General features: G+C 45.3%; 31 protein-coding genes. 28 read left to right on the top strand and 3 right to left on the bottom strand.

Translation table 11 applies throughout. The features are described from left to right. Positions 1-199 (top strand): hypothetical protein (locus tag ACU52_RS15490; protein WP_204374663.1); only part of this gene is annotated, 199 nt, incomplete at its 5' end. A 158-nt stretch (positions 200-357) separates the two neighbouring features. Then, a complete protein-coding gene (locus tag ACU52_RS11365) occupies positions 358-2,304 on the top strand; it encodes a hypothetical protein (protein WP_147630851.1) in 1,947 nt (648 codons plus the stop codon). Between the two features lie 605 nt (positions 2,305-2,909). Here ACU52_RS11365 and ACU52_RS11360 read toward each other — a convergent pair. Then, a complete protein-coding gene (locus tag ACU52_RS11360; protein ID WP_053398850.1) occupies positions 2,910-3,878 on the bottom strand; it encodes a transporter in 969 nt (322 codons plus the stop codon). Positions 3,879-4,074: 196 nt separating this feature from the next. Between ACU52_RS11360 and ACU52_RS11355 the strand changes: the two genes are divergently transcribed. Both ACU52_RS11355 and trpS read left to right on the top strand, forming a co-directional pair. Continuing rightward, positions 4,075-5,274 carry a mechanosensitive ion channel family protein gene (locus ACU52_RS11355; protein WP_053398849.1) on the top strand — a complete coding sequence of 400 codons (1,200 nt, stop codon included), beginning with the start codon at positions 4,075-4,077 and terminating at the stop codon, positions 5,272-5,274. Positions 5,275-5,929: 655 nt separating this feature from the next. Continuing rightward, positions 5,930-7,021, top strand: a complete 1,092-nt coding sequence (gene trpS, locus ACU52_RS11350; RefSeq protein WP_053398848.1) for a tryptophan--tRNA ligase — start codon at positions 5,930-5,932, stop codon at positions 7,019-7,021. 109 nt (positions 7,022-7,130) lie between these two features. On the opposite strand, the gene ACU52_RS11345 is transcribed toward trpS, so the two are convergent. Continuing rightward, entirely contained in the window at positions 7,131-8,831 is a 1,701-nt protein-coding gene (locus ACU52_RS11345; protein WP_082335264.1) for a leucine-rich repeat domain-containing protein, read from the bottom strand. Positions 8,832-8,876: 45 nt separating this feature from the next. Then, positions 8,877-10,442, bottom strand: coding sequence for a hypothetical protein (locus ACU52_RS11340; protein WP_147630850.1), 1,566 nt, complete (start codon positions 10,440-10,442; stop codon positions 8,877-8,879). Positions 10,443-10,688: 246 nt separating this feature from the next. On the opposite strand from ACU52_RS11340, the gene ACU52_RS11335 reads away from it, so the two are divergent. The 24 genes from ACU52_RS11335 (at position 10,689) to rpsE (ending at position 25,210) form a co-directional block, all read left to right on the top strand. Beyond that, on the top strand, positions 10,689-12,188 hold the full coding sequence (locus tag ACU52_RS11335) for a helix-turn-helix domain-containing protein (protein WP_053398845.1): 1,500 nt from the start codon (positions 10,689-10,691) through the stop codon (positions 12,186-12,188). A gap of 546 nt (positions 12,189-12,734) precedes the next feature. After that, positions 12,735-13,127 (top strand): DUF3467 domain-containing protein, encoded by a 393-nt coding sequence (locus tag ACU52_RS11330; protein WP_082335263.1) that lies wholly within the window; start codon positions 12,735-12,737, stop codon positions 13,125-13,127. Positions 13,128-13,376: 249 nt separating this feature from the next. After that, positions 13,377-13,757, top strand: a complete 381-nt coding sequence (rpsL, locus tag ACU52_RS11325) for a 30S ribosomal protein S12 (protein ID WP_021851960.1) — start codon at positions 13,377-13,379, stop codon at positions 13,755-13,757. Positions 13,758-13,903: 146 nt separating this feature from the next. After that, positions 13,904-14,380, top strand: a complete 477-nt coding sequence (gene rpsG, locus ACU52_RS11320; protein ID WP_021855165.1) for a 30S ribosomal protein S7 — start codon at positions 13,904-13,906, stop codon at positions 14,378-14,380. Between the two features lie 24 nt (positions 14,381-14,404). Next, a complete protein-coding gene (gene fusA, locus ACU52_RS11315; protein WP_021855166.1) occupies positions 14,405-16,522 on the top strand; it encodes an elongation factor G in 2,118 nt (705 codons plus the stop codon). Between the two features lie 116 nt (positions 16,523-16,638). After that, a complete protein-coding gene (gene rpsJ / locus ACU52_RS11310; protein ID WP_009228666.1) occupies positions 16,639-16,944 on the top strand; it encodes a 30S ribosomal protein S10 in 306 nt (101 codons plus the stop codon). A 23-nt stretch (positions 16,945-16,967) separates the two neighbouring features. After that, a complete protein-coding gene (gene rplC, locus ACU52_RS11305) occupies positions 16,968-17,582 on the top strand; it encodes a 50S ribosomal protein L3 (protein ID WP_053398844.1) in 615 nt (204 codons plus the stop codon). Further along, the gene (gene rplD / locus ACU52_RS11300; protein WP_053398843.1) at positions 17,582-18,211 is read left to right on the top strand and encodes a 50S ribosomal protein L4; all 630 of its coding nucleotides are present in this window, start codon (positions 17,582-17,584) and stop codon (positions 18,209-18,211) included. The genes rplC and rplD overlap by 1 nt, the downstream gene beginning before the upstream one ends. Before the next feature lie 14 nt (positions 18,212-18,225). Beyond that, the gene (gene rplW / locus ACU52_RS11295; RefSeq protein WP_021855169.1) at positions 18,226-18,519 is read left to right on the top strand and encodes a 50S ribosomal protein L23; all 294 of its coding nucleotides are present in this window, start codon (positions 18,226-18,228) and stop codon (positions 18,517-18,519) included. A 7-nt stretch (positions 18,520-18,526) separates the two neighbouring features. Then, positions 18,527-19,351, top strand: coding sequence for a 50S ribosomal protein L2 (rplB, locus tag ACU52_RS11290; protein WP_053398842.1), 825 nt, complete (start codon positions 18,527-18,529; stop codon positions 19,349-19,351). A gap of 21 nt (positions 19,352-19,372) precedes the next feature. After that, positions 19,373-19,639 carry a 30S ribosomal protein S19 gene (rpsS, locus tag ACU52_RS11285; protein WP_021855171.1) on the top strand — a complete coding sequence of 89 codons (267 nt, stop codon included), beginning with the start codon at positions 19,373-19,375 and terminating at the stop codon, positions 19,637-19,639. A gap of 34 nt (positions 19,640-19,673) precedes the next feature. Next, positions 19,674-20,078, top strand: a complete 405-nt coding sequence (gene rplV / locus ACU52_RS11280; RefSeq protein WP_021855172.1) for a 50S ribosomal protein L22 — start codon at positions 19,674-19,676, stop codon at positions 20,076-20,078. Positions 20,079-20,086: 8 nt separating this feature from the next. Next, positions 20,087-20,806 carry a 30S ribosomal protein S3 gene (gene rpsC / locus ACU52_RS11275; protein ID WP_021855173.1) on the top strand — a complete coding sequence of 240 codons (720 nt, stop codon included), beginning with the start codon at positions 20,087-20,089 and terminating at the stop codon, positions 20,804-20,806. A 14-nt stretch (positions 20,807-20,820) separates the two neighbouring features. Beyond that, positions 20,821-21,249 (top strand): 50S ribosomal protein L16, encoded by a 429-nt coding sequence (gene rplP / locus ACU52_RS11270; RefSeq protein WP_021855174.1) that lies wholly within the window; start codon positions 20,821-20,823, stop codon positions 21,247-21,249. 2 nt (positions 21,250-21,251) lie between these two features. Next, positions 21,252-21,446 (top strand): 50S ribosomal protein L29, encoded by a 195-nt coding sequence (gene rpmC / locus ACU52_RS11265; RefSeq protein ID WP_021855175.1) that lies wholly within the window; start codon positions 21,252-21,254, stop codon positions 21,444-21,446. A 2-nt stretch (positions 21,447-21,448) separates the two neighbouring features. Further along, positions 21,449-21,715, top strand: coding sequence for a 30S ribosomal protein S17 (rpsQ, locus tag ACU52_RS11260; RefSeq protein ID WP_082335262.1), 267 nt, complete (start codon positions 21,449-21,451; stop codon positions 21,713-21,715). Positions 21,716-21,717: 2 nt separating this feature from the next. Continuing rightward, positions 21,718-22,083, top strand: a complete 366-nt coding sequence (gene rplN, locus ACU52_RS11255) for a 50S ribosomal protein L14 (protein WP_021855177.1) — start codon at positions 21,718-21,720, stop codon at positions 22,081-22,083. Positions 22,084-22,101: 18 nt separating this feature from the next. Next, positions 22,102-22,422 (top strand): 50S ribosomal protein L24, encoded by a 321-nt coding sequence (gene rplX, locus ACU52_RS11250; protein WP_021855178.1) that lies wholly within the window; start codon positions 22,102-22,104, stop codon positions 22,420-22,422. After that, positions 22,422-22,976, top strand: a complete 555-nt coding sequence (gene rplE, locus ACU52_RS11245) for a 50S ribosomal protein L5 (RefSeq protein WP_021855179.1) — start codon at positions 22,422-22,424, stop codon at positions 22,974-22,976. Before rplX ends, rplE begins: the two co-directional genes overlap by 1 nt. Before the next feature lie 5 nt (positions 22,977-22,981). After that, the gene (gene rpsN, locus ACU52_RS11240; protein ID WP_021855180.1) at positions 22,982-23,284 is read left to right on the top strand and encodes a 30S ribosomal protein S14; all 303 of its coding nucleotides are present in this window, start codon (positions 22,982-22,984) and stop codon (positions 23,282-23,284) included. A gap of 65 nt (positions 23,285-23,349) precedes the next feature. Further along, on the top strand, positions 23,350-23,745 hold the full coding sequence (gene rpsH, locus ACU52_RS11235; protein ID WP_021855181.1) for a 30S ribosomal protein S8: 396 nt from the start codon (positions 23,350-23,352) through the stop codon (positions 23,743-23,745). 16 nt (positions 23,746-23,761) lie between these two features. Continuing rightward, positions 23,762-24,328 carry a 50S ribosomal protein L6 gene (gene rplF / locus ACU52_RS11230; protein WP_021855182.1) on the top strand — a complete coding sequence of 189 codons (567 nt, stop codon included), beginning with the start codon at positions 23,762-23,764 and terminating at the stop codon, positions 24,326-24,328. Between the two features lie 18 nt (positions 24,329-24,346). Continuing rightward, positions 24,347-24,691, top strand: coding sequence for a 50S ribosomal protein L18 (gene rplR, locus ACU52_RS11225; protein WP_021855183.1), 345 nt, complete (start codon positions 24,347-24,349; stop codon positions 24,689-24,691). A 6-nt stretch (positions 24,692-24,697) separates the two neighbouring features. After that, positions 24,698-25,210 carry a 30S ribosomal protein S5 gene (gene rpsE / locus ACU52_RS11220; protein WP_053398841.1) on the top strand — a complete coding sequence of 171 codons (513 nt, stop codon included), beginning with the start codon at positions 24,698-24,700 and terminating at the stop codon, positions 25,208-25,210. Positions 25,211-25,215 lie beyond the last annotated feature (5 nt).

Below are 25,215 nucleotides of genomic sequence, written 5' to 3'. Positions count from 1 at the left end.
TCGTTTGCTTATATGTTATATCCAAATTAAAGAAATTTATTTATTTTCTTTTAAAAAATTTGTTTGCATTATAAAATTTCATATATTTGTGGAATTAAAAATATTATTGAAATCCTTGTTAATCTCTGAAAGAGATGGTCTTGCGTTTATTGCAAACCAAAATCTTTGGATGTTTAAATTAAAGGCTTATGAAAAATAACACAGCAGATATATACTTTATTCTAGATGGATAGCAGTATGGCTATTCCCAATATTATAATGTAAAGCTGTTGGATGTTTTGAGTAATGTCAGCCTTATATCAATTTTGATTTATATAATTATTGAATTATTGATGTTTAATTTAAAATAATTGCGTTATGATTAAAAGATTACTTTCTTTGGTAACCGCTTTTGTTGCGTTTTGCTGTATAGCAAATGCACAGGCATTTCAGCGGAATGAGGCCGGTTTAGGACTCAAGTATAATAAGATTGAGAAAATGGCACCGACTCGTGCTGCTGCCGAGGGAGTGGTTTTCACTTATGCTCAGGGAGATACCTATGTTGGTGTAGGAGCAGGTACAGATCATTATGATTGTGCGATTTTTGTTCCAGGAAAGTTCGCGGGTAATAAAATTGATCAGGTGGGCTTTTACCTTATTGACCATAAAGTTGTAGATAATGTAAAGTGCTGGATCGCAAAAGAACTGCCAAGTAGCATCACTTCTTCAGACTGTGAGTTTTTTAAAGACATCACTCCTACAACTTCAATTAGTGTTGACGGAAATCCTGAAATCGTAACAGTTGAAAACTATACAATTCCTGCAGAGGGCTGTTATGTCGGTTATTCGTTTGATGTTACATCACTCACTTCACAGGCCGGTCAATATCCTATTGCCTTTGATGGTTCTAGCTATTGTGATGAATACGGAGGATACGTTTGTCTGCAGGGCAAATGGGACAACATGGCAAGCTATGGTTTTGGAAACTTGTTGACATTAGTTTCAATGTCAGGTGACAATTTCCTCGGTAATGCCGCTTCATTTGTTTCAGACAATATAGGTCGAGTAATAACAATGAAAAACGGTAATGTTAATATTTCTGCAATGATCAAAAATGATGGTGTAACACCAATGACTTCTGTTTCTTATACAGTTAAGGATGTTGCAACTGGAGAGACATCTGCAGAAAACACTGTAAACCTGGATAATGTTGAATTTAACAATAATGGTGTGATAAACATCCCATTGACAGCCGGCAATGAGGCAAAAGAGGAAGAAAAAGAGATTGTAATTACTAAGGTAAACGGACAGCCCAACGAAACAGCCAATGCTACATGCAAAGGTTCTTTGATTGTTCTCACAAATGCTATTAAGCGCAGATCTGTTGTAGAGGAATTTACAGCTACAGGTTGTGGATATTGTACTCGCGGATATGCAGGTATGGCTGCATTGGCAGACAAATATCCTGAGTCGTTCATCGGTATTGCCGTACACGGAAAGATGAACTATGACGACCCGATGAGAATTACTGACTATAATTCTGTCATGGCAACGGTTCAGGGTTACCCATCTGCATTTATCAATAGAGGTCCTTCTATTGACCCATATTTCGGCACATCACAGAGTCAACTGCTTGGCGTACTTGACGATTTTGAAGCAAGTCTTACTTTGACAGAAGCTGAAATGTCTGTATGGCCGGAGTGGAACGAAAGCCAGACTGAAATAAATGTAATCACCGACGTACAGTTCTTCTACAGCAGCAATAATGCTCCTTATGCTTTGGCTTATGTTCTGCTTGCTGACGGTTTGCAGGGCAGCGAGAGCAACTGGTGGCAGACTAACTATTATTCTGGAGCTACTGGTGCTGAGAATGAGCCTTATATTTACGAGTATACACAAAAAGGTGAGCAGATAAAGGATATGGTTTACGATCATGTAGCCATTATGGCCAAGGATGTAGCTGAAGGTATCAAGGGTTCAATAGCTGCTCCCCTTGTAGCAGATGCAGTTCAGCGTCATGAAACAACTTTCGATCTCTCTAATGGCGTTACTTCTGCCAGCAAGTTCAACCTCTTGCAGGATAAGTCAAAGCTGAAGGTTGTAGCAATGCTTATCAACACAGAGACTGGTGAGATTGTAAATGCTGCAGAGAGAGCCGTTGGTACATTTGGTACAGGTATCAACGTTGTTGATCCTTCAGAGAAGGAAGTTAAGGAAGTTGCCCGCTATACTATTGACGGCGTGCAGCTCAGCGCTCCTGCAAAGGGCATCAATATCGTTAAGATGTCTGACGGAACAACAAGAAAGGTTGTTGTGAAGCAGTAATTGAATAATTCTGAGTTTTAAGAATTCAGAGTAGAATAAGATTTTGGCCATTAGAAAATATTTGGGCTGTGTATGAGGCTTCTGATAATTTTCTGATGGCCATTATTGTTTTATTATATTTGGCCTGTCCTTGAGTGCATTGCCGTATGTTTGATGGCTTAACCCAAATCTGCCATTATACAGCACTTGGCTTTATCTATTTCGTGCATTCATGCCTTCGGCCCCTCTTTTTGTTTCTATTGAGCGAATCTTAATAACCGATTTTGGCTTAACTCGAATTTGCCATTATGTTCCTGCCTTTTTGTCTTTTGTTATTTGCTGCCATGACCGGATTGCCTAAGGAATATGTTGACTGCACGGTAGCAACAGAAAAAAGAAAGACGGATAAGACTGCAATGAACCAGGCGGAATAAGTCTTATATGCTTAATGATTTGGGGTTTCGTAACGTATCTGCGATGTGCCTTAATATGCATTTTGCCGGTTCGGGATAGCTAATATAAGATAATCCCGAACCGGCAAAATGTTGATGAAAGAATAGGCTGGTTAAAGTCTATAAAGGTGTGTTACTGATATTTCTTAGGTTTTATCCGGATGCAGCCGGCCGTCACTTGTTTTCATTCTTGCTCTCTTCCAGCTTTCTGTGCTGATAAAGCTGATAAGAGTTTATCACGTTGTGCCATATGCTGTAGAAGCCGCCTGCTACTGCCGTTATCGGTGTGAAGAAGGTGTATCCCATCCATATTGCCAGCACGGTGTTCTTTTGTCCAAGCGACTGTCCTGCCGTAATCTTGTCGTTGTATAACGCACCGACCTTGCGTCCGAGCCAGAATTGGAGCAGACAGCTGATAAGCGATGCTGCCACTAGGCCGAGTTCGGTGGCAATGGCCACGTCGGCATGAACAATGGTGCGTGTCGTGACGGTCATGGCCAGCGTAAGCGCAACTGCCCAAAGATAGAAGCTCAGGTCGCTGTAGTGTGATATCGTGAAGTGGAGTCTTGGCGAAAGATATCTCAGCAGGATGGCAGCCAGCAGGGGTAGAAGCAACAACGGGAACACCTTGCCGAGTATCAGCATTGCCGAGTTAAGTATGCCGAGCTCAGGATTGGGATGTACATACGGCACAAGTGCCGGTATGAATGCCGCCGTAATGATGTTTATCAGTATGGTGTATGTGGTTATGTGGTTCACATTTCCGCCAAGCTTTTTTGTTATCACCGCACCGGCCGTGGCCGTAGGACATATCAGACATATCATGGCGCCCTCGAGCACAATGCGCAGTCCGCTGTGCGGCATGAGCATAAGCGCCACGGCTATGGCTGTGAACGTGCCGGCCTGGAAGAGCAGCAGCCACGGATGCCACTTGCACAGGCGGAGCTTCTTGGGGTTCACCTTGCAGAAAGTGATAAACAGCATGGCAAATATCAGCATGGGCTGCAGCAGCTCTATGGCTTTGAGGGCAAAGTGGTGAGTAGGTTGCAGTGCGGGTATTGCCGTGTAGACAAAATAGGCAGCAATGCCGGTAATGATGGCGATGATAAGCGTCCAGTCTTTTAAGAATTTGATGATTTTCATTTTGTATTTTCTTTCAGTCAGGCAAACTTACTACTTTTTCCGCAATCTTGTCAATATTTTTTGCTTTTTGTTTATATCTTAGGTGCCATATTCCTTTATATATGTTCCCGCAGTATAATCTAGACATACTTTTGTTCGTTTATTTCGGCGTTATTTCTTAAATTTGTGCCAAATTGAAGATATACTGAAAAGTCAGATGGATAGATTAGATGATTATATATTAAGTTTTCTCCGCCACACAGCCGGTGTGTCCGAGAGCGTTTTGTCGTGGGTATATCCGCTCACGGCCCTGTTTGCCATAGGTCTTGTTTCGTATCTCTGCACGGCGTTGTTCCGCTATGTTGTCATGCCGGCTGTGCAGAAGCTTACCGAGCGCACCAAGGCCACATGGGACGACTATCTGTTCAACGACCGTGTGATGAAAGCCTTCCGCCGCATCATACCTCCCGTGTTGTGGTATGTCCTGTTGCCGTTTGCCTTTGCTGCCGACAGCAGTGTGCTGCCCGTGCTGCTCAAGGCCTGCAACATCTACCTCGTGGTGGTGTCGCTGTTCTTTATAAGCGAGTTTCTTCATTCGCTCTACGAGATATCCAGCGAGCACCAGAAGCTGCGCAACCGGCCGCTGAAGGGCCTATATCAGATGTTCAACCTCATGGCCGTTGTGGTGGGCTTCATCCTCGTGGTGAGCATCATCGTCAACAAGAGTGCCGGCACCGTGCTTGCCGGTCTTGGCGCTTCTGCTGCCATCATCATGCTGATTTTCAAGGACACCATCCTCGGTCTTGTGGCCGGCGTGCAGCTTACGGCCAACGATATGCTGCGTCCGGGCGACTGGATAACCATGAACAAGTATGGTGCCAACGGATATGTAAGGGAAGTGTCGCTCACCACTGTCAAGGTGCAGAACTTCGACAAGACCATCACCACCATACCGCCTTATCTGCTCGTGAGCGACTCGTTCCAGAACTGGCGCGGCATGCGCGAGGCGGGCGGACGCCGACTGAAGCTGTCGGTCAACATCGACGCCAACACCGTACACTTCTGTTCGCCTGACGAACTGCGCAGCTACGAAGAGAAAGGATATATAGTCAAAGGCCAGTATGACTCTGCTGACAGGCCCGTTGCCAACACGCAGGTGTACCGCAACTTTATGATGGACTTCATGTCGCGCCACCCCAACGTCAACAAAGACCTTATGATAATGGCACGCATGCTTCAGCCCACGCCCGAGGGCCTGCCTCTCGAGCTTTACTGCTTCTCGGTGTTCCCCGACTGGAAACCCTTCGAGCTGTTTCAGGGTGAGGTGCTCGACTATGCCGTCGTTATGGCGTCAGAGTTCGGCCTGCGCATCTTCCAGCGTCCTGCCGGCAGCGATCTTGGCTCGTCCGTAGCCTGATGCCGGCCTGATGTGCCGTGGCTTGTGCCTGAGGCCAGTGCCGGTGCCGTGTTGTTATGTCATCTCATTGCGTCGCAACCCTTTCATAGTGTCATCTGCATTATGTTCAGAAAAATAGCTGAAACAGCCGCAATGCATCTCCTGACCATGGCTGATGTTGTGCCGAATGGGGCGTGTGGTGCGGCGCTTATAGCGTATTCGCACCAAAACCCTGCCTTTTCCAGTGCGTAAAAGGCAGGGTTTTGTATGCTCAAAGGCCGTCTTCTGTTTGCTAAAAGACTACGTTTTGCATTGCCGTTTGCCGTGTTTTACATTTTAGCCTGCCGCCCGGTATTGCACACATTTGCCACTTTGCCCCATAAAACGCTGTAATAATGTGCTTTCTCTTTGCACACATTTTCAAGCAATATTTGCGCATAAAGTATTTTATTTTCTGAAAACCGCAGAATGAGAGCCTCACGCCAAATCAATGTGTAAGCCTTGTCCTTGTTTTATGTTGCATTTGTCAAGACAGCAGCTCAATCGCTCCGGCCGTGCATCCTAATCGCACATATTGCAGCCGTGCTTGCCAAGTTTTTCGTGTTAAATAGCTGATTTTCAGAAAAAATGTGTAAGTTTGCACTTTATAAATAGCAATAAAAAAGAAAAATAGACAATGGGAAAGATAATACTTACCGGCGACCGCCCTACCGGAAAGCTTCATTTGGGCCACTATGTTGGCTCGTTGCGCCGCAGGGTGGAGCTGCAGAATGAAGGCGACTTCGACCGCATGTTTGTGTTCATTGCCGATGTTCAGGCGCTTACCGACAATGCCGACAACCCCGAAAAGGTCAGACAGAACATCATCGAGGTGGCTCTCGACTATCTTTCGGCAGGACTCGACCCCGAAAAGGTTACGCTCTTTGTGCAGTCGATGATACCCGAGCTGGCCGAGCTGACGGTGTATTACATGAACCTTGTCACCGTGTCGCGCCTTCAGCGCAACCCTACGGTGAAGACCGAGATACAGATGCGCAACTTCGAGACGAGCATCCCCGTGGGCTTCTTCACATATCCCATAAGCCAGGCTGCCGACATAACGGCCTTCAAGGCCACTACGGTGCCTGCCGGCGAAGACCAGGAGCCTATGCTCGAGCAGACGCGCGAGATAGTGAAGCGCTTCAACAATATATACGGCGACGTGCTTGTTGAGCCTAAGATAATGCTGCCCACCAACTCGGTGTGCTGCCGCCTGCCGGGAACCGACGGCAAGGCCAAGATGAGCAAGAGCCTCGGCAACTGCATCTATCTGTCTGACACGCCCAAGGACATGCAGCAGAAGGTGAAGAGCATGTACACCGACCCGGGACACCTGCGCGTGGAAGACCCCGGAAAGGTGGAGGGCAACACGGTGTTTACATACCTCGAGGCGTTCAGCACGCCCGACGACTTTGCCGAATTCTGGCCTGAGTATAAGAGCCTCGACGAGCTGAAAGACCACTACCGCCGCGGCGGACTGGGCGACATGAAGTGCAAGAAGTTCCTCATAAAGGTGCTCGACCGCCAGCTTGAGCCTATCCGTCAGCGTCGCCATGAGTTTGAACAGGACATCCCGGAGGTTTACAACATCCTGAAGAAAGGCTCAGAGGCTGCCCGCGAGGTGGCAGCGCAGACTCTGCACGACGTGCGCGAGGCCATGCGCATCAACTATTTTGACGACCTCGACCTTATCAAGGAGCAGGCTGCCAAGTATAAGGCAGGCGAGTAGGAGGCCGGTGTAGCATATAATACATACGTTAGTATAAATGACGGGCCGCATATCCTGACAATGGGGATATGCGGCCCTGCGTGATATATAAGGACTTTTATTGTAGGTGTCAGCGGTTGATTACCTTCCTGGCTGTTCCGTCGCTCATGCGTATTATGTTTATTCCGCGTGCGGGTTTTGCCAGTTTCCTTCCGTCAATGCCGTAGCGTGCCGTCTCTGTTGCGCCGGCTGCTGTCTCGCTTTCTATGCCCGACGTCTCGCTCTCCTTTATCATAAACTCCTTCCATACGTCGGCCTTTTCATATTCGGCCTTGGCTCCTTGCGGCACATACAGCAGGCAGTCCTGCGGCACGTCGCTGTCCCATCCGGCAAATGACGTGTTGTCGCATGCCGGCGGTGTGACGGCCTTGCAGTCTACTTCTGTCAGCATGTTGTAGGCAAATGCCGCATAGCCTATCGACTCGAGCGTAGACGGCAGCGTCAGCTTCGTCAGGCTTTCGCAGTTGATGAATGCCATCTGGTCGATAGTCTTCGTTCCTTCGCCTATTGTCAGCTCCTCAAGATACACCATGTAAGAGAACGCGTTACGCGGTATCGTGGTGATAGAGCCGGGCAGAGACATCACTACCACGCCCTCGCATCCGTCGAATGCCCCTTCGCCTATGGTCTTTACGGTTTCGGGCAGGTTGATGTTCTCCATTGTGTAGCAGCTCGAAAAGGCATTTTCGCCTATGCTCTCAAGACCTTCCGGGAACACTACGTCGAGCAGTCTCATGTTGTTCTGGAATGCGTTGTCGCCTATTGTCTTCACTCCTTCAGGTATGTTCACGCTTTCAAGGTTGGAGCATCTGTCGAACATATAGTCGGGTATGGCTGTCAGACCTTCGGGCAGAACTGCAGATTTTAGTGCCGTGCAGTTGGAGAAGCATCCCTCCAGCTCGGTAACAGAGTTAGGTATCTCTATGGTTTCGAGCTTGTCGCAGTAAGAGAATGCCGAACCCTCTATGCTCTGCAGGCCGTCGTTCAGACTGACTGATGCAAGACTGCTGCACATAAAGAACGCCGACTCGTCTATCTCTTCCAGCGTTGCCGGACATTCGAGGCTGGTCAGCATGCAGCTGCTGAATGCCTCTTTGCCTATTTTTACGAGATTTTTCGGCAGCGTTATTTCTGTTATTGCCGTGCCCGAGAAGGCGTTTGCCGGTATCTCCTCGCATTCTTCAGGAAGAGTTACCGAAGTCAGCTTGCCGCAGTTTCTGAACATTCCTTTGGCCGGCATGATGCCGTTGACAAAGCTGAACGATGCAATCTGCGTCTCTGAAAAGGCGTAGCTGCGTATCTCTTTCAGACCGTCGGGCAGTGTTATCTCGCTCAGGGCGGTGCATCTCATGAATGCGCTGTCGCCCACAACCGTTGTTCCTGCCGGAAGGCTAAGGCTTTCCAGCTTGTCGCAGCTGTAGAATATGCAGTTGCCCATCTCGTTGTCGCTGGTATAAAATTCCTTGTTGTTCGCATAGTCGGTGTAGTAGGCTTCGCCTCCTGCCACAACCTTAGCCTCGCTCAGGTCGAGCGTTGCCAACTTGCCTTCAGTGGGCACGTTGTCGAGGTCGATGCCTGCCATGTCGCGCAGCAATATGAAGTCGGTGCCGTTCAGGTTTCCGGTTATCTTGAGCGATGTGATGGTGTATTTGTCGTTGCCTATCTGTTCCGACAGAGTGCCTGCCGTCTCAACATTCACTGTGGTCTGTTGCGCCTGTGATATGGCCGCGATTGCTGCCATGCAGACTGTAAGTAGTAAAGCTCTTTTCATGGTTAAATCGTTTTTAGGGTCATACAATTTTATTCTTGTTCTCGTTTATCTCACGACAACCTTTCTGGCGGTTGTCTTTCCGTTGCTTAGTGTGGTGCGTATTATGTTTACGCCTCTGCCGGCCTTGCTCACCTTGCTTCCCGTTATGCTGAATATCTCTTCGCTGACAGGGCTGCCGTCTTCGTCGGTCGTGGCTGCGTCTATGCCGGTGCCAGTTTCGGGTGTAACCTTCTGCATGAATATTGAGGTGGTGCCGTTGCGCTCCTCGTCCCAGCTTGTCAGGAAGTATTCTCCGTTTATCATGGCCGATGATTTCAGGTTGACTTTCTTTGTCGGAGTCTCTGTAAACTGAATTGTTCCGCAGGTCTTCTTGCCGCCGGCATCATATATGTCGAGCAGTGAGTTCACCGCCTTTGTTGCGCCGTCGAGTTTCTGATAGAACAGGGCAGCGTTGCCGTTGCCGTCGTCCTGCACGCTGTAGAACGAGTACATGTCGCCGTTCTGCATGGCGGCCACCTCTATGTTGCCTTCCGGCAGTGCCTGTCCGTCGGTGGTGTATCTTTTCATGTAGAGTCCCTGAGTGTTTGAGTTGTTTTTGTCAAACTGCTGGTATGCGCAAGCGAAGGTGTTGTCGCTGCTGATGTATGCCACGGCTGGCTGTGCTCCGCCATAGTTGCCGTCGTTGAGGATTATGCCTCCGGGCTTGCCGTCGAAAGCCGTTTTTCCGTTACTCCTGACATAGACAAACGCACTGTTGAAATTTGCGTCCATGCATGTTATCAGTGCTCCGTTGTCGGGTCCGGGCACAATCTTTAGCACTTCCCATGGCTTAGGCGATGCCAGTCCGCCGTTGAACACCGTCTCGTCCTCTTCCGTAAGGCTTTCCCCGTTGCCGTCAATGAGCTTGGTCTTCAGCGAACTGCTCTCATATATATAGGTAAGAAGGGCGTTGTCGCCGTCGCTTTTTGTCACAAAGGGGTAGGGGGTGCTCTTGTAGGTAGTCTCCACGGCTGTTTTCTGCCATATAGAGTTGCCGTCCTTGTCGAGTCTTTCAATGGCTATGCAGTCTTTTTGTGCGTTGTCGTCGCGATACATGTAGGCGCATATGCATCCGCCGTCGTCGAGCGCACACATGCTTAGTCCGACCTGTGTGGCAAAACCCTTGCCGCTGTTGAGCACGGTTCCGTCCCATAGCTGCCGGCCGTCTGGCGCATATTTATATATGGTGTATGTATTCAGCTTGCTGTCAGGAGCAGTTCTGAAGTCCTGCACGCCGACAAACGCCTGTCCGCCTTTGTCGAGAGCCAGATGCTGGTTGTAGGCCGACCACACTTTGTTGGCTTCCTGTGAGATTATTTTTCCGCCCCTCTCCATAACCTTGTTGCCGTCTTTATCTATTATTTGCAGGCGCATGCCCAGGGTTCCGTTCATGTTTGTGATGAAGAAGACATAGGTTACTCCGTCCTTGTTCGTGGCCACTTCGTTTTCGTCAAAGGCCAGTCCTGTCGGCGTAATCTGAGTGTTCTTGCCTAAGTCGGTTGTCCATTGGGCGCGTGTCATGCCCGCTATGAATATTATTACTGCAGTAAGGAGTATTATTCTTTTTTTCATGACAGATGGTTTTAAGGGTTATACATAATAAAGTTATCTAAAAACAAAAGTAATACTTGTTTCATATATAGTGGCTGACGTAGAGGTCTTTCGCAAATATACGCCTAATAATGTTTTTGTGCAATAGCCGGATGCTCCAAATGTTTGCTATTTCATGAAATAACAAAAGAAATGCTTTAAATTTGCCTGCGTATGCCCGGATTTTGATTATAATTCTTATATTTGCCGATACAAAAAGTCTCAGTTATGAATATTATCGCCGTCATTGCAGCTGCCTTGCTGCTGATTATTCCTTGTTCCGGTAGCCTTGCTGCCGGAAACAGCCGTGCTGCAGAGATTGCAGAGACGGCGCAGAAGGATTATTATTCAGGCGAATATTTTGATGCTCTCGAAGGATTCATAACTGGCCTGAAGGTTGCACGCGACGAGAAGGACAGTCTGTCGCTCATGATATGCACCGGATATATAAGCAACATATACAATTGCTTCAACGACTACAGCAGCAGTCTGGCTTATCTGCTTGAGGGATACGAGGTTGCCCGGATGTGCAACAATGAGAATATGAATGCCCGCTTCCTTTCAAACATTGTAAGTACGTGCTGCCGGTTGGGCGATGTTAAGAGCGCGGAGAAATATTATGCCCTTGAAGAGAAGGTCGCTATGAATGACCGGGACGAGAACGACTATTATCTTCTTTATAATAAGGCACGCATCATGCAGGCCGGAGGGAGATTCAATGAGGCCTTGCAGATGCATCACAGACTGTTGGACATGGCTAAGAGACGCGGCATGGCTGAGTTGTATTCACTTATTCAGTATAGCGAGATAGGCAATGTGCTTGTCAGGCTTGGCCGGTATTCTGAGGCACGTAAATATGGCGAGATGTGCATGAGCCTGTCGGGAAGACTTGGCGACGACGACCTAAAGATTAATGCGTATAATATTATGGCAGGAGCCTGCAAGGGACTTGGGCAGGCTGACCAATATGCCTTGTATCATTCTAAGGCGCTGGCTCTTACTGATTCTGTATTTAATCCTAAACGTTTCTATATGGTGCGCAACCGTCTTGACGTTTATCGCGACAGTGTGGCCGGCGAGCGTATAACGATGCTGAACGGTATAGTTACACGGCAGTCGGATGCGATGTTCCTGCTTATTCTTCTTGTTGTTGTTATGTTTGCTGTGTCTGGTGCGGTGTGGTATGCTTACCGCAGACAGGCAAAAACTAAGGGTGCTTTGCCTGAAAAGGCTGTTGCTTCCGACTGTTACATGCTTCCTGGTGATTGTATGCCCGTAGAGTCGGTGTTGTTGACTGTAGAGGCTGCTGCACGTGTACAACTATCAGAAACTGATTCTGCTGTTGAAGAGCAGTGCCTTATGAGCCGTGAGCAGGCCGAAGCTTTATATGAGAAAATAGAACAGGCATTTAATGATGTTGCAGTTATATCAGAACCCGAATTCAGTTTGGGCACCTTGTCGCAGCTGGTAGGCTCTAATATGAAATATGTGTCGTGGGTGATAAACAGTTTTTATGGTAAAAACTTTAAGACTATCCTTAATGAGTGCCGTGTGCGTGAGGCATGTATCAGACTGGGCGACACGGAGCGTTATGGCAACATCACTATTCAGGGAATATATGAAAGTCTGGGATACCGCAGTGCATCAAGTTTCAACCGGGCTTTCAGACAAGTTACCGGCATGTCGCCATCAGCCTTTCTTAAGCAGGCCCAGGTAGAAAAGGTATAGCGGGGCAGAGGCAAATGTTGTTTTGTGCGATATCATATTGCTGATGTTGTCTTTCTGTTGTGAGCGCGATGACCGGCAGTTGTGTTTTATTATATGTAGACGGACGTCGGGCGTTAGGTTAAAATGGCGCTGTCTAGTCGTGATTTATTTAACGCTTAATGCACATTCCTGATCTTTAGCTAATGTCTTTTTCGTGTTGTGTTTGCAGTCTCCTTCCTTAATTGTTTATGCCGTTCATGAATGTGATTTTGGGCCGGTGCTGGCTTTATGTATGCCATGTGGTATGTTGAAAATTTATGACTTTGTTGCGCAGAATATTTATTTTAATGTTTTTGTTACCAAAAATATATCTGTTATTGCTTGTTTTTCTGCCAAAAAGGTTTATCTTTGCATTACTTTCTATCAGGCTCCGTGATGAGCATAAGTAAGGCTGCATGCTTGTGGCTGCAATGCTTTGAATAACGTATGCCGGTATTCTAAAAAATAATCCGGTAAAATAGGCGGCTCTAGATGCTGTCTTAAAATTCAGGCGGAAGATGCTGACTGATGGCTACGGGTGATGAGCTGTATGCCGAGAAACAGAGATATGAAACTTTATACATTAATATAATAATACAAAGAAATGGAAAACAAAATAACAATCAGGGGCAGTTTCAAGTAGATCTGCCCGCAGATGTATCACAGGGACAATACGCAAACTTTGCTATTATAACACACTCTAGTTCTGATTTCGTGCTCGACTTTGCCCGCATCCTTCCCGGTGTACCCAAGGCAACAGTTAAGTCACGTGTGATTCTTGCTCCTGAGCATGCAAAGCGTCTGCTTATGGCTCTTCAGGACAATATCGTAAGATATGAGAATGCTTTCGGTCAGATAAAGATTCCGCAGCAGGAAAAAGGCACTATTGCACCTTTCCACATTAATAAGGGTGAAGCCTAATTTTTCATCTTAGAAGAATTGATAAGTGTCTACAAGTGCATTTAAATAAGCATATTGTAGTTAATTTATTTTAATAAAGCCTATATTGTGCAAATTTTATGCCGATATAGGCTTTTTGGATTCTTTATAATTATGTAATTTAAAGAATTATTCTTACCTTTGCAGCCCAAATCGGTCTATGTTCTATTGGCCGTGTTACAATAATAAGAAAATAACAAAACAAAATATATAACTAAAAATTTAACAACAATGCCTACAATTCAACAATTGGTAAGAAAAGGTAGAAAGGCGCTTGTTGACAAGAGCAAATCACCGGCTTTGGATTCATGTCCTCAGCGTCGTGGTGTTTGTGTTCGTGTTTACACAACAACCCCTAAGAAACCTAATTCGGCAATGCGTAAAGTTGCCCGTGTTCGTTTGACAAACCAGAAGGAAGTTAACTCTTACATACCGGGAGAGGGACACAACCTTCAGGAGCACTCTATCGTACTCGTACGTGGCGGTCGTGTAAAGGACCTTCCTGGTGTACGTTATCACATCGTTCGTGGTACTCTTGATACAGCTGGTGTAGCAAACCGTACACAGCGTCGTTCTAAGTATGGCGCAAAGCGTCCTAAGGCTAAGAAATAATCGTTAAAAGCCAGTTTTTAGGACATAATTGACATTTTATTAACGTTTTGCTGGAGAATTGTTATAAAGGTTGAGTAAGCAGTTCTGGTGAGAACGCTGAAGAACAAGAGAACAGCCCCATGCAGAATTAATTTCAAAACAAAGAAATGAGAAAAGCAAAACCAAAGAAGCGCGTGGTCCTTCCGGATCCCGTTTACAATGACCAGAAAGTCTCAAAATTCGTTAACCATCTGATGTATGATGGAAAGAAAAATACTTCTTATGAGATTTTCTACAAAGCATTAGACACAGTAAAAGAGAAAATGGCTAGCGAGGAAAAGTCTGCTCTTGAAATATGGAAGGCAGCCCTCGACAATATTACTCCTCAGGTTGAGGTTAAGAGCCGTCGTATCGGTGGTGCTACATTCCAGGTTCCTACAGAAATCCGTCCTGACCGTAAGGAGAGCATCTCTATGAAGAATATGATTAACTATGCACGCAAGCGCGGCGGTAAGACAATGGCCGACAAGCTCGCTGCTGAAATCATGGATGCTTATAACAATCAGGGTGGCGCATTCAAGCGTAAGGAAGATATGCACCGCATGGCTGAGGCTAACCGTGCATTCGCTCACTTCAGATTTTAATAATACAGACAGGTAAAAAGAATCATGGCAAAGCAAGATTTACATTTGACCCGTAATATCGGTATTATGGCTCACATCGATGCCGGTAAGACAACAACTTCTGAGCGTATCCTTTTCTATACAGGTAAAACTCATAAGATTGGTGAGGTTCACGATGGTGCTGCTACAATGGACTGGATGGCTCAGGAGCAGGAGCGTGGTATTACTATCACATCTGCTGCCACCACTTGCTACTGGCACTATGACAACAAGCAGTTCAAGATTAACCTGATTGACACTCCGGGACACGTTGACTTCACTGCTGAGGTTGAGCGTTCTCTGCGTGTTCTCGACGGAGCTGTTGCTACATATTGCGCTGTAGGCGGTGTACAGCCTCAGTCTGAAACTGTATGGCGTCAGGCTGACAAATATAATGTTCCCCGTCTCGGCTATGTAAACAAGATGGACCGTTCTGGTGCTGACTATTTTGACGTTCTGCGTCAGATGAAGGAAGTGCTTGGTGCTAATCCTGTTTCTCTCGTTGTTCCTATCGGAAGTGAGGAAACTTTCAAAGGTATCGTAGATCTTATCAAGATGAAGGCTATCCTTTGGCACGATGAGACTATGGGTGCTGAATTTGAGGTTGCTGAGATTCCTGCTGACCTTAAGGACGAAGCTGAAGAGTGGAGAGGAAAACTCCTTGAAAGCGCAGCTGAGTTCGATGAGTCTTTGATGGAAAAATATTTTGAGGATCCTAACTCAATAACAGAAGAGGAAATCATTGCTGCTATCCGTAAGGGTACTTTGGCAATGGAATGTACTCCTGTTATCTGTGGTTCTTCATTCAAGAATAAGGGTGTTCAGACCCTGCTCGACTATGTATGTGCATTCCTGCCTTCTCCTGTTGATACTCCTAACATCGTTGGTACTAACCCGACAACAGGTGAGGAAGAAGACCGTAAGCCGTCTGAGGATGCGCCTACTTCAGCCCTTGCGTTCAAGATTGCTACTGACCCGTATGTTGGCCGTCTCGTATTCTTCCGCGTTTACTCTGGTAAGGTTGAGGCTGGTTCTTATGTTTACAACACACGTTCAGGCAAGAAGGAGCGCGTAAGCCGTCTGTTCCAGATGAACTCAAACAAGCAGGTTCCTATGGACGCTATCGATGCCGGTGATATCGGTGCTGGTGTTGGTTTCAAGGATATCCGTACAGGTGATACTCTTTGCGATGAGGCACATCCTATCGTACTCGAGTCTATGACATTCCCTGATCCTGTTATTGGTATCGCTGTTGAGCCGAAGAGCCAGGCTGACGTTGATAAGCTCGGTATCGGTCTTGCTAAGCTTGCTGAGGAAGACCCGACCTTCACTGTTCATACAGACGAGCAGAGCGGTCAGACAGTTATCTCTGGTATGGGTGAGCTTCACCTCGACATCATCCTTGACCGTCTGAAGAGAGAATTCAAGGTTGAATGTAATCAGGGTAAGCCTCAGGTTAACTACAAAGAGGCTATCACCAAGACTGTCAACCTGCGTGAGGTTTACAAGAAGCAGAGTGGTGGTCGCGGTAAGTTCGCTGATATCATCGTTAACGTTGGTCCGGTAGACGAGGATTACAAGCAGGGCGGTCTGCAGTTCATCAATGAAGTTAAGGGTGGTAACATTCCTAAGGAATTCATTCCTTCAGTACAGAAAGGTTTCGAGTCTGCAATGAAGAATGGTGTACTTGGCGGTTATCCTATGGACAGCCTGAAGGTTACTCTTATCGATGGTTCTTTCCACCCGGTAGACTCTGACCAGTTGTCATTCGAGGTTGCAGCTATCAACGCTTACAAGAACGCTTGCGTTAAGGCAGGTCCGGTTCTGATGGAGCCTATCATGAAGCTCGAGGTTGTAACACCTGAAGAGAACATGGGTGACGTTATCGGTGACTTGAACAAGCGTCGTGGTCAGGTTGAAGGTATGGATGAGACTCGTAGCGGTGCACGTATCATCAGAGCTATGGTTCCGCTGGCTGAGATGTTCGGTTATGTAACAGCTCTCCGTACAATCACTTCTGGTCGTGCTACAAGCTCAATGGAGTATGATCACCATGCTCCTCTGTCAAGCACAATTGCTAAGGCTGTGCTTGAGGAAATAAAGGGACGTACAGATCTCGTATAATCACTAAGCTGATTAAAAATACAAAAGAGAATGAGGCGTCTTGTTAGCGAATGACTCTTAACAGGCGTACCTCTTCTCTTCTTTGAAATTAATATCAATATTAATAAGATAAAATAATGAGTCAGAAAATTAGAATTAAGCTGAAGTCTTATGACCACAAATTGGTAGACAAGTCAGCAGAGAAAATTGTAAAGGCTGTGAAGGCTACAGGCGCTATCGTAAGCGGTCCTATTCCATTGCCTACTCACAAGCGTATTTTCACAGTTAACCGAAGCACATTCGTAAACAAGAAATCACGTGAGCAGTTCCAGCTCAGCGATTACAAGCGTCTTATTGACATCTACAGCTCAACAGCTAAGACCGTTGACGCTCTGATGAAGCTCGAATTGCCCAGCGGTGTTGAAGTAGAAATCAAAGTATAGTTTAATTTTTAATATCAATTGAAATGCCAGGATTAATAGGAAGAAAAATCGGAATGACATCCGTTTTCAGTGCCGACGGTAAGAATGTACCGTGCACTGTTATCGAAGCTGGTCCTTGTGTTGTTACTCAGGTAAAGACTGTTGAAAAAGATGGTTACAAAGCTGTTCAGTTAGGCTTTGGTGAGGCTAAGGAAAAGAACACCTCTAAACCTCTTATGGGAACTTTCAAAAAGGCTGGTACAACACCTAAGAGACACTTGGCCGAGTTCAAGTTTGATGAGGAATATAACCTCGGAGACGTTATCACGGTTGAAATTTTCAACGACGCAAACTTTGTTGACGTTGTTGGTACATCAAAAGGTAAAGGTTTCCAGGGTGTAATGAAGCGTCACGGATTCGGTGGTGTAGGACAGAGCACACACGGTCAGGACGACCGCGCACGCAAGCCGGGATCAATCGGTGCTTGTTCTTATCCTGCTAAAGTGTTCAAAGGAATGCGCATGGCCGGACAGATGGGTGGTGACAGAGTTACAACTCAAAACCTCAAAGTGTTAAAAGTAATACCGGAGCATAACCTCATCTTGGTGAAGGGTAGTGTTGCTGGTTGCAAAGGTTCAACCGTTTTAATTCAGAAATAATGGAAATTAACGTATTAAATATCAAAGGTGAAAACACTGGAAGAAAGGTTACGTTAAACGAATCTATCTTCGGAATTGAACCCAACGACCACGTTCTTTATCTCGACGTTAAGCGCTATATGGCTGCACAGCGTCAGGGAACAGCTAAGGCTAAAGAAAGAAGTGAACATGCAGGTTCAACCCGCAAGCTTGGCCGTCAGAAGGGTGGCGGTGGCGCTCGTCGCGGTGACATCAATTCTCCGGTGCTCGTAGGTGGTGGTCGCGTATTTGGTCCTAAGCCACGTGACTACAGCTTCAAACTGAACCTCAAAGTTAAGGCTTTGGCTCGTAAGAGCGCTCTGTCTTACAAGGCTCAGGAGAATGCAATAGTAGTAGTAGAAGATTTCAATTTTGACGCTCCGAAGACTAAAGATTTTGTAAATATTACTAAAAATCTTAAAGTTGACGGCAGGAAGTTGCTTTTGGTTTTGCCGGAAGTAAATAAAAACGTATATTTGTCAGCTCGTAATTTGCAGGGCACAGAAGTTATGCTCGCATCAACAATCAATTCTTACAAAGTTTTGAATGCTGATGTTCTTGTCATGACAGAAAATTCGTTGAAGACTATCGATGAAATCTTAAATAAATAAAGGAGAAAGATAATATGGCATTTATAATAAAACCATTGGTCACTGAGAAGATGACCAAGATTACAGACAAGCAGCCTAACCGCTACGGCTTCGTTGTTCGTCCAGAGGCTGACAAACTCCAAATTAAGAAAGAAGTCGAGAGTCTGTATAATGTTACAGTAGTTGACGTGAACACTGCCCGCTATGCCGGAAAGCGCTTGAGCCGCTATACAAAGGCCGGTTTGATTAAGGGACAGAAGAACGCGTTCAAAAAAGCAATCGTTACTCTTAAAGAAGGCGAAACAATTGATTTTTACAGCAATATTTAAATAAAAAATGGCAGTACGTAAATTTAAACCGGTAACTCCGGGTCAAAGACACAAGATTATTGGTACGTTCGAGGAGATTACTGCATCCGTACCAGAGAAGTCTCTCGTTTACGGTAAACGTTCTACCGGTGGTCGAAACAATACAGGTAAGATGACTGTACGCTATATGGGCGGCGGTCATAAGAGAAAATACCGTTTGATCGACTTCAAGCGTGAGAAAGATGGTGTTCCAGCTGTAGTTAAGACAATTGAATACGATCCGAACCGTTCGGCTCGTATTGCATTGTTGTATTATGCTGATGGTGAAAAACGTTACATTATTGCTCCTAACGGACTGCAGGTAGGTGCAACTCTGATGTCAGGAAAGGACGCAGCGCCTGAGATTGGTAATACGCTTCCTTTGGCTAACATCCCCGTAGGTACTGTAATTCACAACATTGAGTTACGTCCGGGTCAGGGTGCACTGCTCGTTCGCTCGGCTGGTAATTTTGCTCAGTTGACTTCTCGTGAAGGCACTTATTGTGTTATTAAGCTCCCTTCAGGTGAGACTCGTAAAATTCTTAGCGCATGTAAGGCTACTATTGGTAGCGTAGGTAACTCAGACCACGCTCTTGAACAGTCTGGTAAGGCTGGACGTTCACGCTGGTTGGGTCGTCGTCCTCACAACCGTGGTGTTGTTATGAACCCGCATGATCACCCGATGGGTGGTGGTGAAGGACGTCAGTCTGGAGGTCATCCACGTTCACGTAAGGGCTTGTATGCTAAGGGTCTCAAGACAAGAGCTCCGAAGAAGCTTTCTAACAAGTATATTATTGAAAGAGCTAATAAATAATCAAGTTAACTAGAGTAAATTATGAGTCGTTCATTAAAAAAAGGTCCATACATTAACGTATCGCTCGAGAAGAAAATTCTTGCCATGAACGAAAGCGGTAAGAAGAGTGTCGTTAAGACTTGGGCTAGAGCTTCAGTGATTTCTCCTGATTTCGTGGGTCACACTGTTGCAGTTCATAACGGAAACAAATTTATCCCTGTTTATATTACCGAGAATATGGTAGGTCACAAGCTTGGTGAGTTCTCACCTACACGTAGATTTGGTGGCCATGCCGGTAACAAGAAGTAAACAGGCTAACCATTGAAAATAAAATAATAAGATAATGGGAGCAAGAAAAAAAATAGCGGCTGAAAAAAGAAAAGAAGCCCTTAAAACAATGTATTTCGCAAAGCTCAGAGGCGTACCTTCTTCTCCGCGTAAAATGCGTTATGTCGTAGACATGATCCGCGGAATGGAAGTTAACCGTGCGCTCGGCGTTCTGAGGTTCTCTAAGAAAGCTGCTGCTGCAGATGTAGAGAAGTTACTTCGTTCTGCTATCGCTAACTGGGAAACAAAAAATGACCGCAAGGCTGAAGACGGTGAGCTTTATGTATCAAAAGTATTCGTTGACGAAGGCGTTACAATGAAGCGTATGAGACCGGCACCCCAGGGTCGTGGCTATAGAATCCGTAAGCGTAGCAACCATGTTACTCTGTTTGTTGATGCTAAAACTAATGACGAAAAATAATTAATAGAATGGGACAGAAAGTTAATCCAATAAGCAACCGTCTCGGTATTATCAGGGGTTGGGATTCAAATTGGTTCGGTGGAAAGAAATTTGGTGACAACCTCGTTGAGGATATGAAAATCCGTAAATACCTTAACGAGCGTCTTGCAAAAGCAAGTGTATCTCGCATTGTTATCGAGCGTACATTGAAACTTGTTACCATAACTATTTGCACTGCCCGTCCGGGTATCGTCATTGGTAAAGGCGGACAAGATGTTGACAAGTTGAAGGAAGAGTTGAAGAAACTCTACGATAAGGAGATTCAGATCAATATTTTCGAGGTAAAGAAGCCGGAGCTCGATGCGTCTATTGTAGCTAATAACATTGCACGCCAGGTTGAGGGTAAGATTGCTTATCGTCGTGCAATTAAGATGGCTGTAGCTAACACGATGCGTGCTGGAGCTGAGGGAATCAAAGTGCAGATTACAGGTCGTCTGAACGGTGCTGAAATGGCACGTAAGGAAATGTATAAAGAAGGTCGTACTCCTTTGCATACATTCCGTGCAGATATCGACTATTGTCAGGCAGAGGCCCTCACAAAGGTTGGTCTGTTAGGTATTAAGGTTTGGATTTGCCGTGGTGAGGTTTATGGTAAGCGTGACCTCTCTCCTAACTTTGCTCAGGAAAAGCAGAGCGGACGTTCAAACGGCAAGACAAGAGTTAATCGTAAGAGAAACAATAACCGTTAAAGAAACAAGCTATCATGTTACAGCCAAAAAGAGTAAAATATAGAAGACCTCAAGACGGCCGCGGCAGAAAAGGCAACGCCCACAGAGGTACACAACTGGCTTTCGGATCATTCGGCATCAAGACTCTTGAAGCAAAATGGTTGGATAGCCGCCAGATAGAGGCAGCGCGTGTTGCTGTCAATCGTTATATGCAGCGTGAGGGTCAGGTCTGGATCCGCATATTCCCGGATAAACCTATTACACGTAAGCCTGCTGACGTACGTATGGGTAAAGGTAAGGGAGATCCCGCAGGATGGGTTGCTCCTGTTACTCCGGGACGTATCCTCTTTGAAGTTGAAGGTGTTTCTTTTGATGTTGCTAAGGAAGCATTGCGCCTTGCAGCACAGAAATTGCCTGTAAAGACAAAATTTGTTGTTAGACGTGATTACGATAAAAATGCTTAATTATGAAGATTAAAGAAGTCAGAGAACTCGAAACCAAAGACTTGGCAGAGAGATTAGAGGCCGAGATTGCTAAATATAACCAAATGAAGTTGAATCATGCAATCACACCGCTGGAGAATCCATCTCAAATTAAGGCTACTCGTCGTGATATAGCACGTATGAAAACAGAACTTCATCAGAGAGAACTTAATAAATAACAATGGTCCAGATGGAAACAAGAAATTTAAGAAAAACAAGAACGGGTGTCGTTATCAGCAACAAGATGGATAAAACCATTGTTATTGCGTCTAAGTTCAAGGAGATGCACCCGATATATGGTAAGTTTGTTCAGAAGACAAAGAAATACCATGCACATGATGAGAATAATGAGGCAAATGTAGGTGATACAGTGCTCATTATGGAGACACGTCCTTTGAGTAAGACAAAGAGATGGAGATTAGTTCAAATAATTGAAAAAGCTAAGTAATTATGATACAAGCAGAATCAAGACTTACTGTATGTGATAACAGCGGAGCTCGTGAGGCCCTTTGCATCCGTGTTTTGGGTGGAACACGCCGCCGTTATGCAAGTGTTGGTGACGTTATTGTCGTTGCTGTCAAGAACGTTATCCCGTCAAGTGATATGAAAAAGGGTGCAGTATCAAAGGCTTTGGTTGTTCGCACAAAGAAAGAAATACGTCGTGCTGACGGCTCATATATCCGTTTCGACGACAATGCTTGTGTTTTGCTGAACAATGCTGGTGAACTTCGTGGCAGCCGTATCTTCGGCCCTGTAGCTCGCGAACTCCGTGCAGTTAATATGAAAGTCGTTTCTTTGGCACCTGAGGTTCTTTAACATAAAAAGGAAAAAGTAATGAATAAGTTACATATAAAGAAAAACGATACAGTTATTGTCTTGGCCGGTGAGGACAAAGGCAAGACTGGCAAGGTGCTTAAAGTTTTAGTTGAAAAACAGCGTGCCATTGTTGAGGGTATCAACATCGTGTCTAAGAGCACAAAACCAAGTGCTAAGAATCCTCAGGGAGGAATCGTTAAGCAGGAGGCTCCGATACATATCTCAAATCTGAGTCTGATTGACCCCAAGAGCGGCAAGGCTACACGTATTTCAATTAAGAAGACAGAAGACGGTAAGAAGATCCGTATTGCTAAAAAATCAGGGGAGGAAATCAAATAATGAATACAGCTGAATTAAAGAAGGTATATGCAGAGAGCATCGCTCCTGCACTGCAGAAACAGTTTAACTATTCTTCTAAGATGCAGATTCCTGTCCTGAAGAAGATTGTAGTTAACCAGGGTCTTGGAGATGCAACTCAGGATAGAAAGATCATCGAGGTTGCTATCAACGAGATTTCTACAATTACGGGTCAGAAAGCAGTTGCTACATATTCAAAGAAGGATATCGCAAACTTCAAACTCCGTAAGAAGATGCCTATCGGCGTTATGGTAACTCTTCGTCGCGAGCGTATGTATGAATTCCTCGAGAGACTCATACGTATAGCATTGCCACGTATCCGTGACTTCAAGGGTATTGAGAGCAAATTCGACGGTCGCGGAAATTATACACTTGGTATTCAGGAGCAGATTATCTTCCCTGAAATCAACATCGATTCAATCGATCGTATTCAGGGTATGAACATCACCTTCGTAACAACTGCCAAGACAGACGAGGAAGGTTATGCTCTTCTCAAAGCATTTGGTCTACCTTTCAAAAACGCTAAAAACGATTAATAGATATGGCAAAAGAATCAATGAAAGCCCGCGAGGTTAAACGTGCTAAACTCGTTGCCCGTTATGCTGAAAAACGTGCGGCTTTGAAAAAAATTATAGCTACAACAGACGATCCTGCAGAGGCTTATGAGGCTGCAAGAAAGTTGCAGAGCATTCCCCGCAATGCTAATCCTATCCGTCTGCACAACCGTTGCAAGATTACAGGTCGTCCAAAGGGTTACATCCGTCAGTTTGGCCTTTCTCGTATTCAGTTCCGTGAGATGGCTTCTGCCGGTCTTATCCCTGGAGTAAAGAAGGCAAGCTGGTAATTTAGGAGATTTAGTTTTTTATTTAATATTGTCGGGGCAGTCCCGATTAATTAAACAATTATTTTATGACAGATCCAATAGCAGATTATCTGACGAGGTTGAGAAACGCAATCATGGCTCATCACCGTGTTGTTGAAGTACCAGCTTCAAACTTGAAGAAAGAGATTACAAAGATCCTCTTCGAGAAAGGTTACATCCTTAACTACAAGTTCATTGAGGATGGACCTCAGGGTACAATTAAGGTTGCATTGAAGTATGACCCTGCAACCAAGACAAACGCAATCAAGTGTTTGAAGAGAGTGTCTACTCCAGGTTTGCGTAAGTATACTGGATACAAGGACATGCCGAGAGTTATTAACGGATTAGGTATTGCTATTTTATCTACATCCAAAGGTGTAATGACAAACAAAGAGGCTGCTGACCTTAAGATCGGTGGTGAGGTTCTTTGCTACGTTTATTAATGGAGGAAATTAGATTATGTCAAGAATTGGAAAATTGCCTATCAGCATTCCTTCAGGCGTTACAGTAACTCTCAACAATGGCGTAGTTAATGTAAAAGGTCCCAAGGGAGAACTTTCTCAGAAGGTAGACTCTTCTATCAAAGTTAAGATTGAAGATAATCATGTAATATTTGAAATTGATGAGAATAGTCCTGTAAACTACAAGCAGAAGCAGGCATTCCATGGCCTTTATCGTGCTTTGGTCAACAACATGGTTGTTGGCGTCAGCGAGGGCTATAAGAAGGAGCTTGAGCTTGTCGGTGTGGGCTATCGTGTTTCTAATCAGGGAAACATCATCGAATTCGCTTTAGGATATACACACCCGATTTTCATCCAGTTGCCTAAGGAAGTTAAGGTTGAGACAAAGTCTGAAAGAAATCAGAACCCTGTTATTATTTTGGAATCTTGCGATAAGGAATTGCTCGGACTTATTTGCGCCAAGATACGTTCGTTCCGTATGCCTGAGCCTTATAAAGGAAAAGGTATATTGTTCAAAGGCGAAGTCATCCGCAGAAAGTCTGGTAAGACTGCTGCTGCTAAGTAACTTTAATATTTTACGATCATGACAACAAAGAAAATAGAAAGACGAATAAAGATAAAGTTCAGAATTCGCAAAAGTGTAAACGGAACAGCTGAACGTCCTCGTATGAGTGTATTCCGCAGCAACAAGCAGATATATGTTCAGATTATCAATGATGTAACAGGTACAACTCTTGTTTCTGCTTCTTCACTTGGCCTTGAGACAATGCCAAAGTGCGAGCAGGCAGCCAAAGTTGGTGAACTGATAGCAAAGAAGGCTGTAGAGGCTGGAATCTCTAAGGTTGTTTTCGACCGTAACGGATACCTCTACCATGGACGTGTTAAGGAACTTGCTGATGCAGCTCGTAAAGGTGGACTTAATTTTTAATCGATTATGGCAATGAACAAAGTTAAAATAAATAGTGACGTTGAATTAAAAGACAGATTGGTTGCTATTAACCGTGTTACTAAGGTAACAAAAGGTGGTCGTACCTTCACATTTGCTGCTATTGTTGTAGTTGGTGACGGCAACGGAGTAATCGGTTGGGGTCTTGGAAAGGCAGGAGAAGTTACCGCTGCAATTTCTAAAGGTGTTGAGTCTGCAAAGAAGAATCTTGTTAAGGTTCCTGTACTTAAGGGTACAATACCTCATGAGATTGAGGCAACATTCGGTGGAGCTCAGGTTTTCTTGAAGCCTGCAGCAGCCGGTACTGGTCTTGTAGCCGGTGGTGCTATGCGTGCTGTGCTTGAGAGTGTTGGTGTTAAGGATGTCCTTGCTAAGTCAAAGGGCTCTTCTAACCCTCACAACCTTGTTAAGGCTACTATCGTGGCTCTGACACAGTTGCGCGATGCTTATACCATTGCCAAGACACGTGGAATCAGTTTGGAAAAAGTATTTAGAGGATAGGAGAT

Origin of the sequence: Xylanibacter rarus (genome assembly GCF_001275135.1) — a bacterium.
GTDB lineage: Bacteria > Bacteroidota > Bacteroidia > Bacteroidales > Bacteroidaceae > Prevotella > Prevotella rara.
The sequence above is the reverse complement of the archived record's forward strand: the minus strand, read 5'-3'. Positions and strand labels throughout refer to the sequence as shown.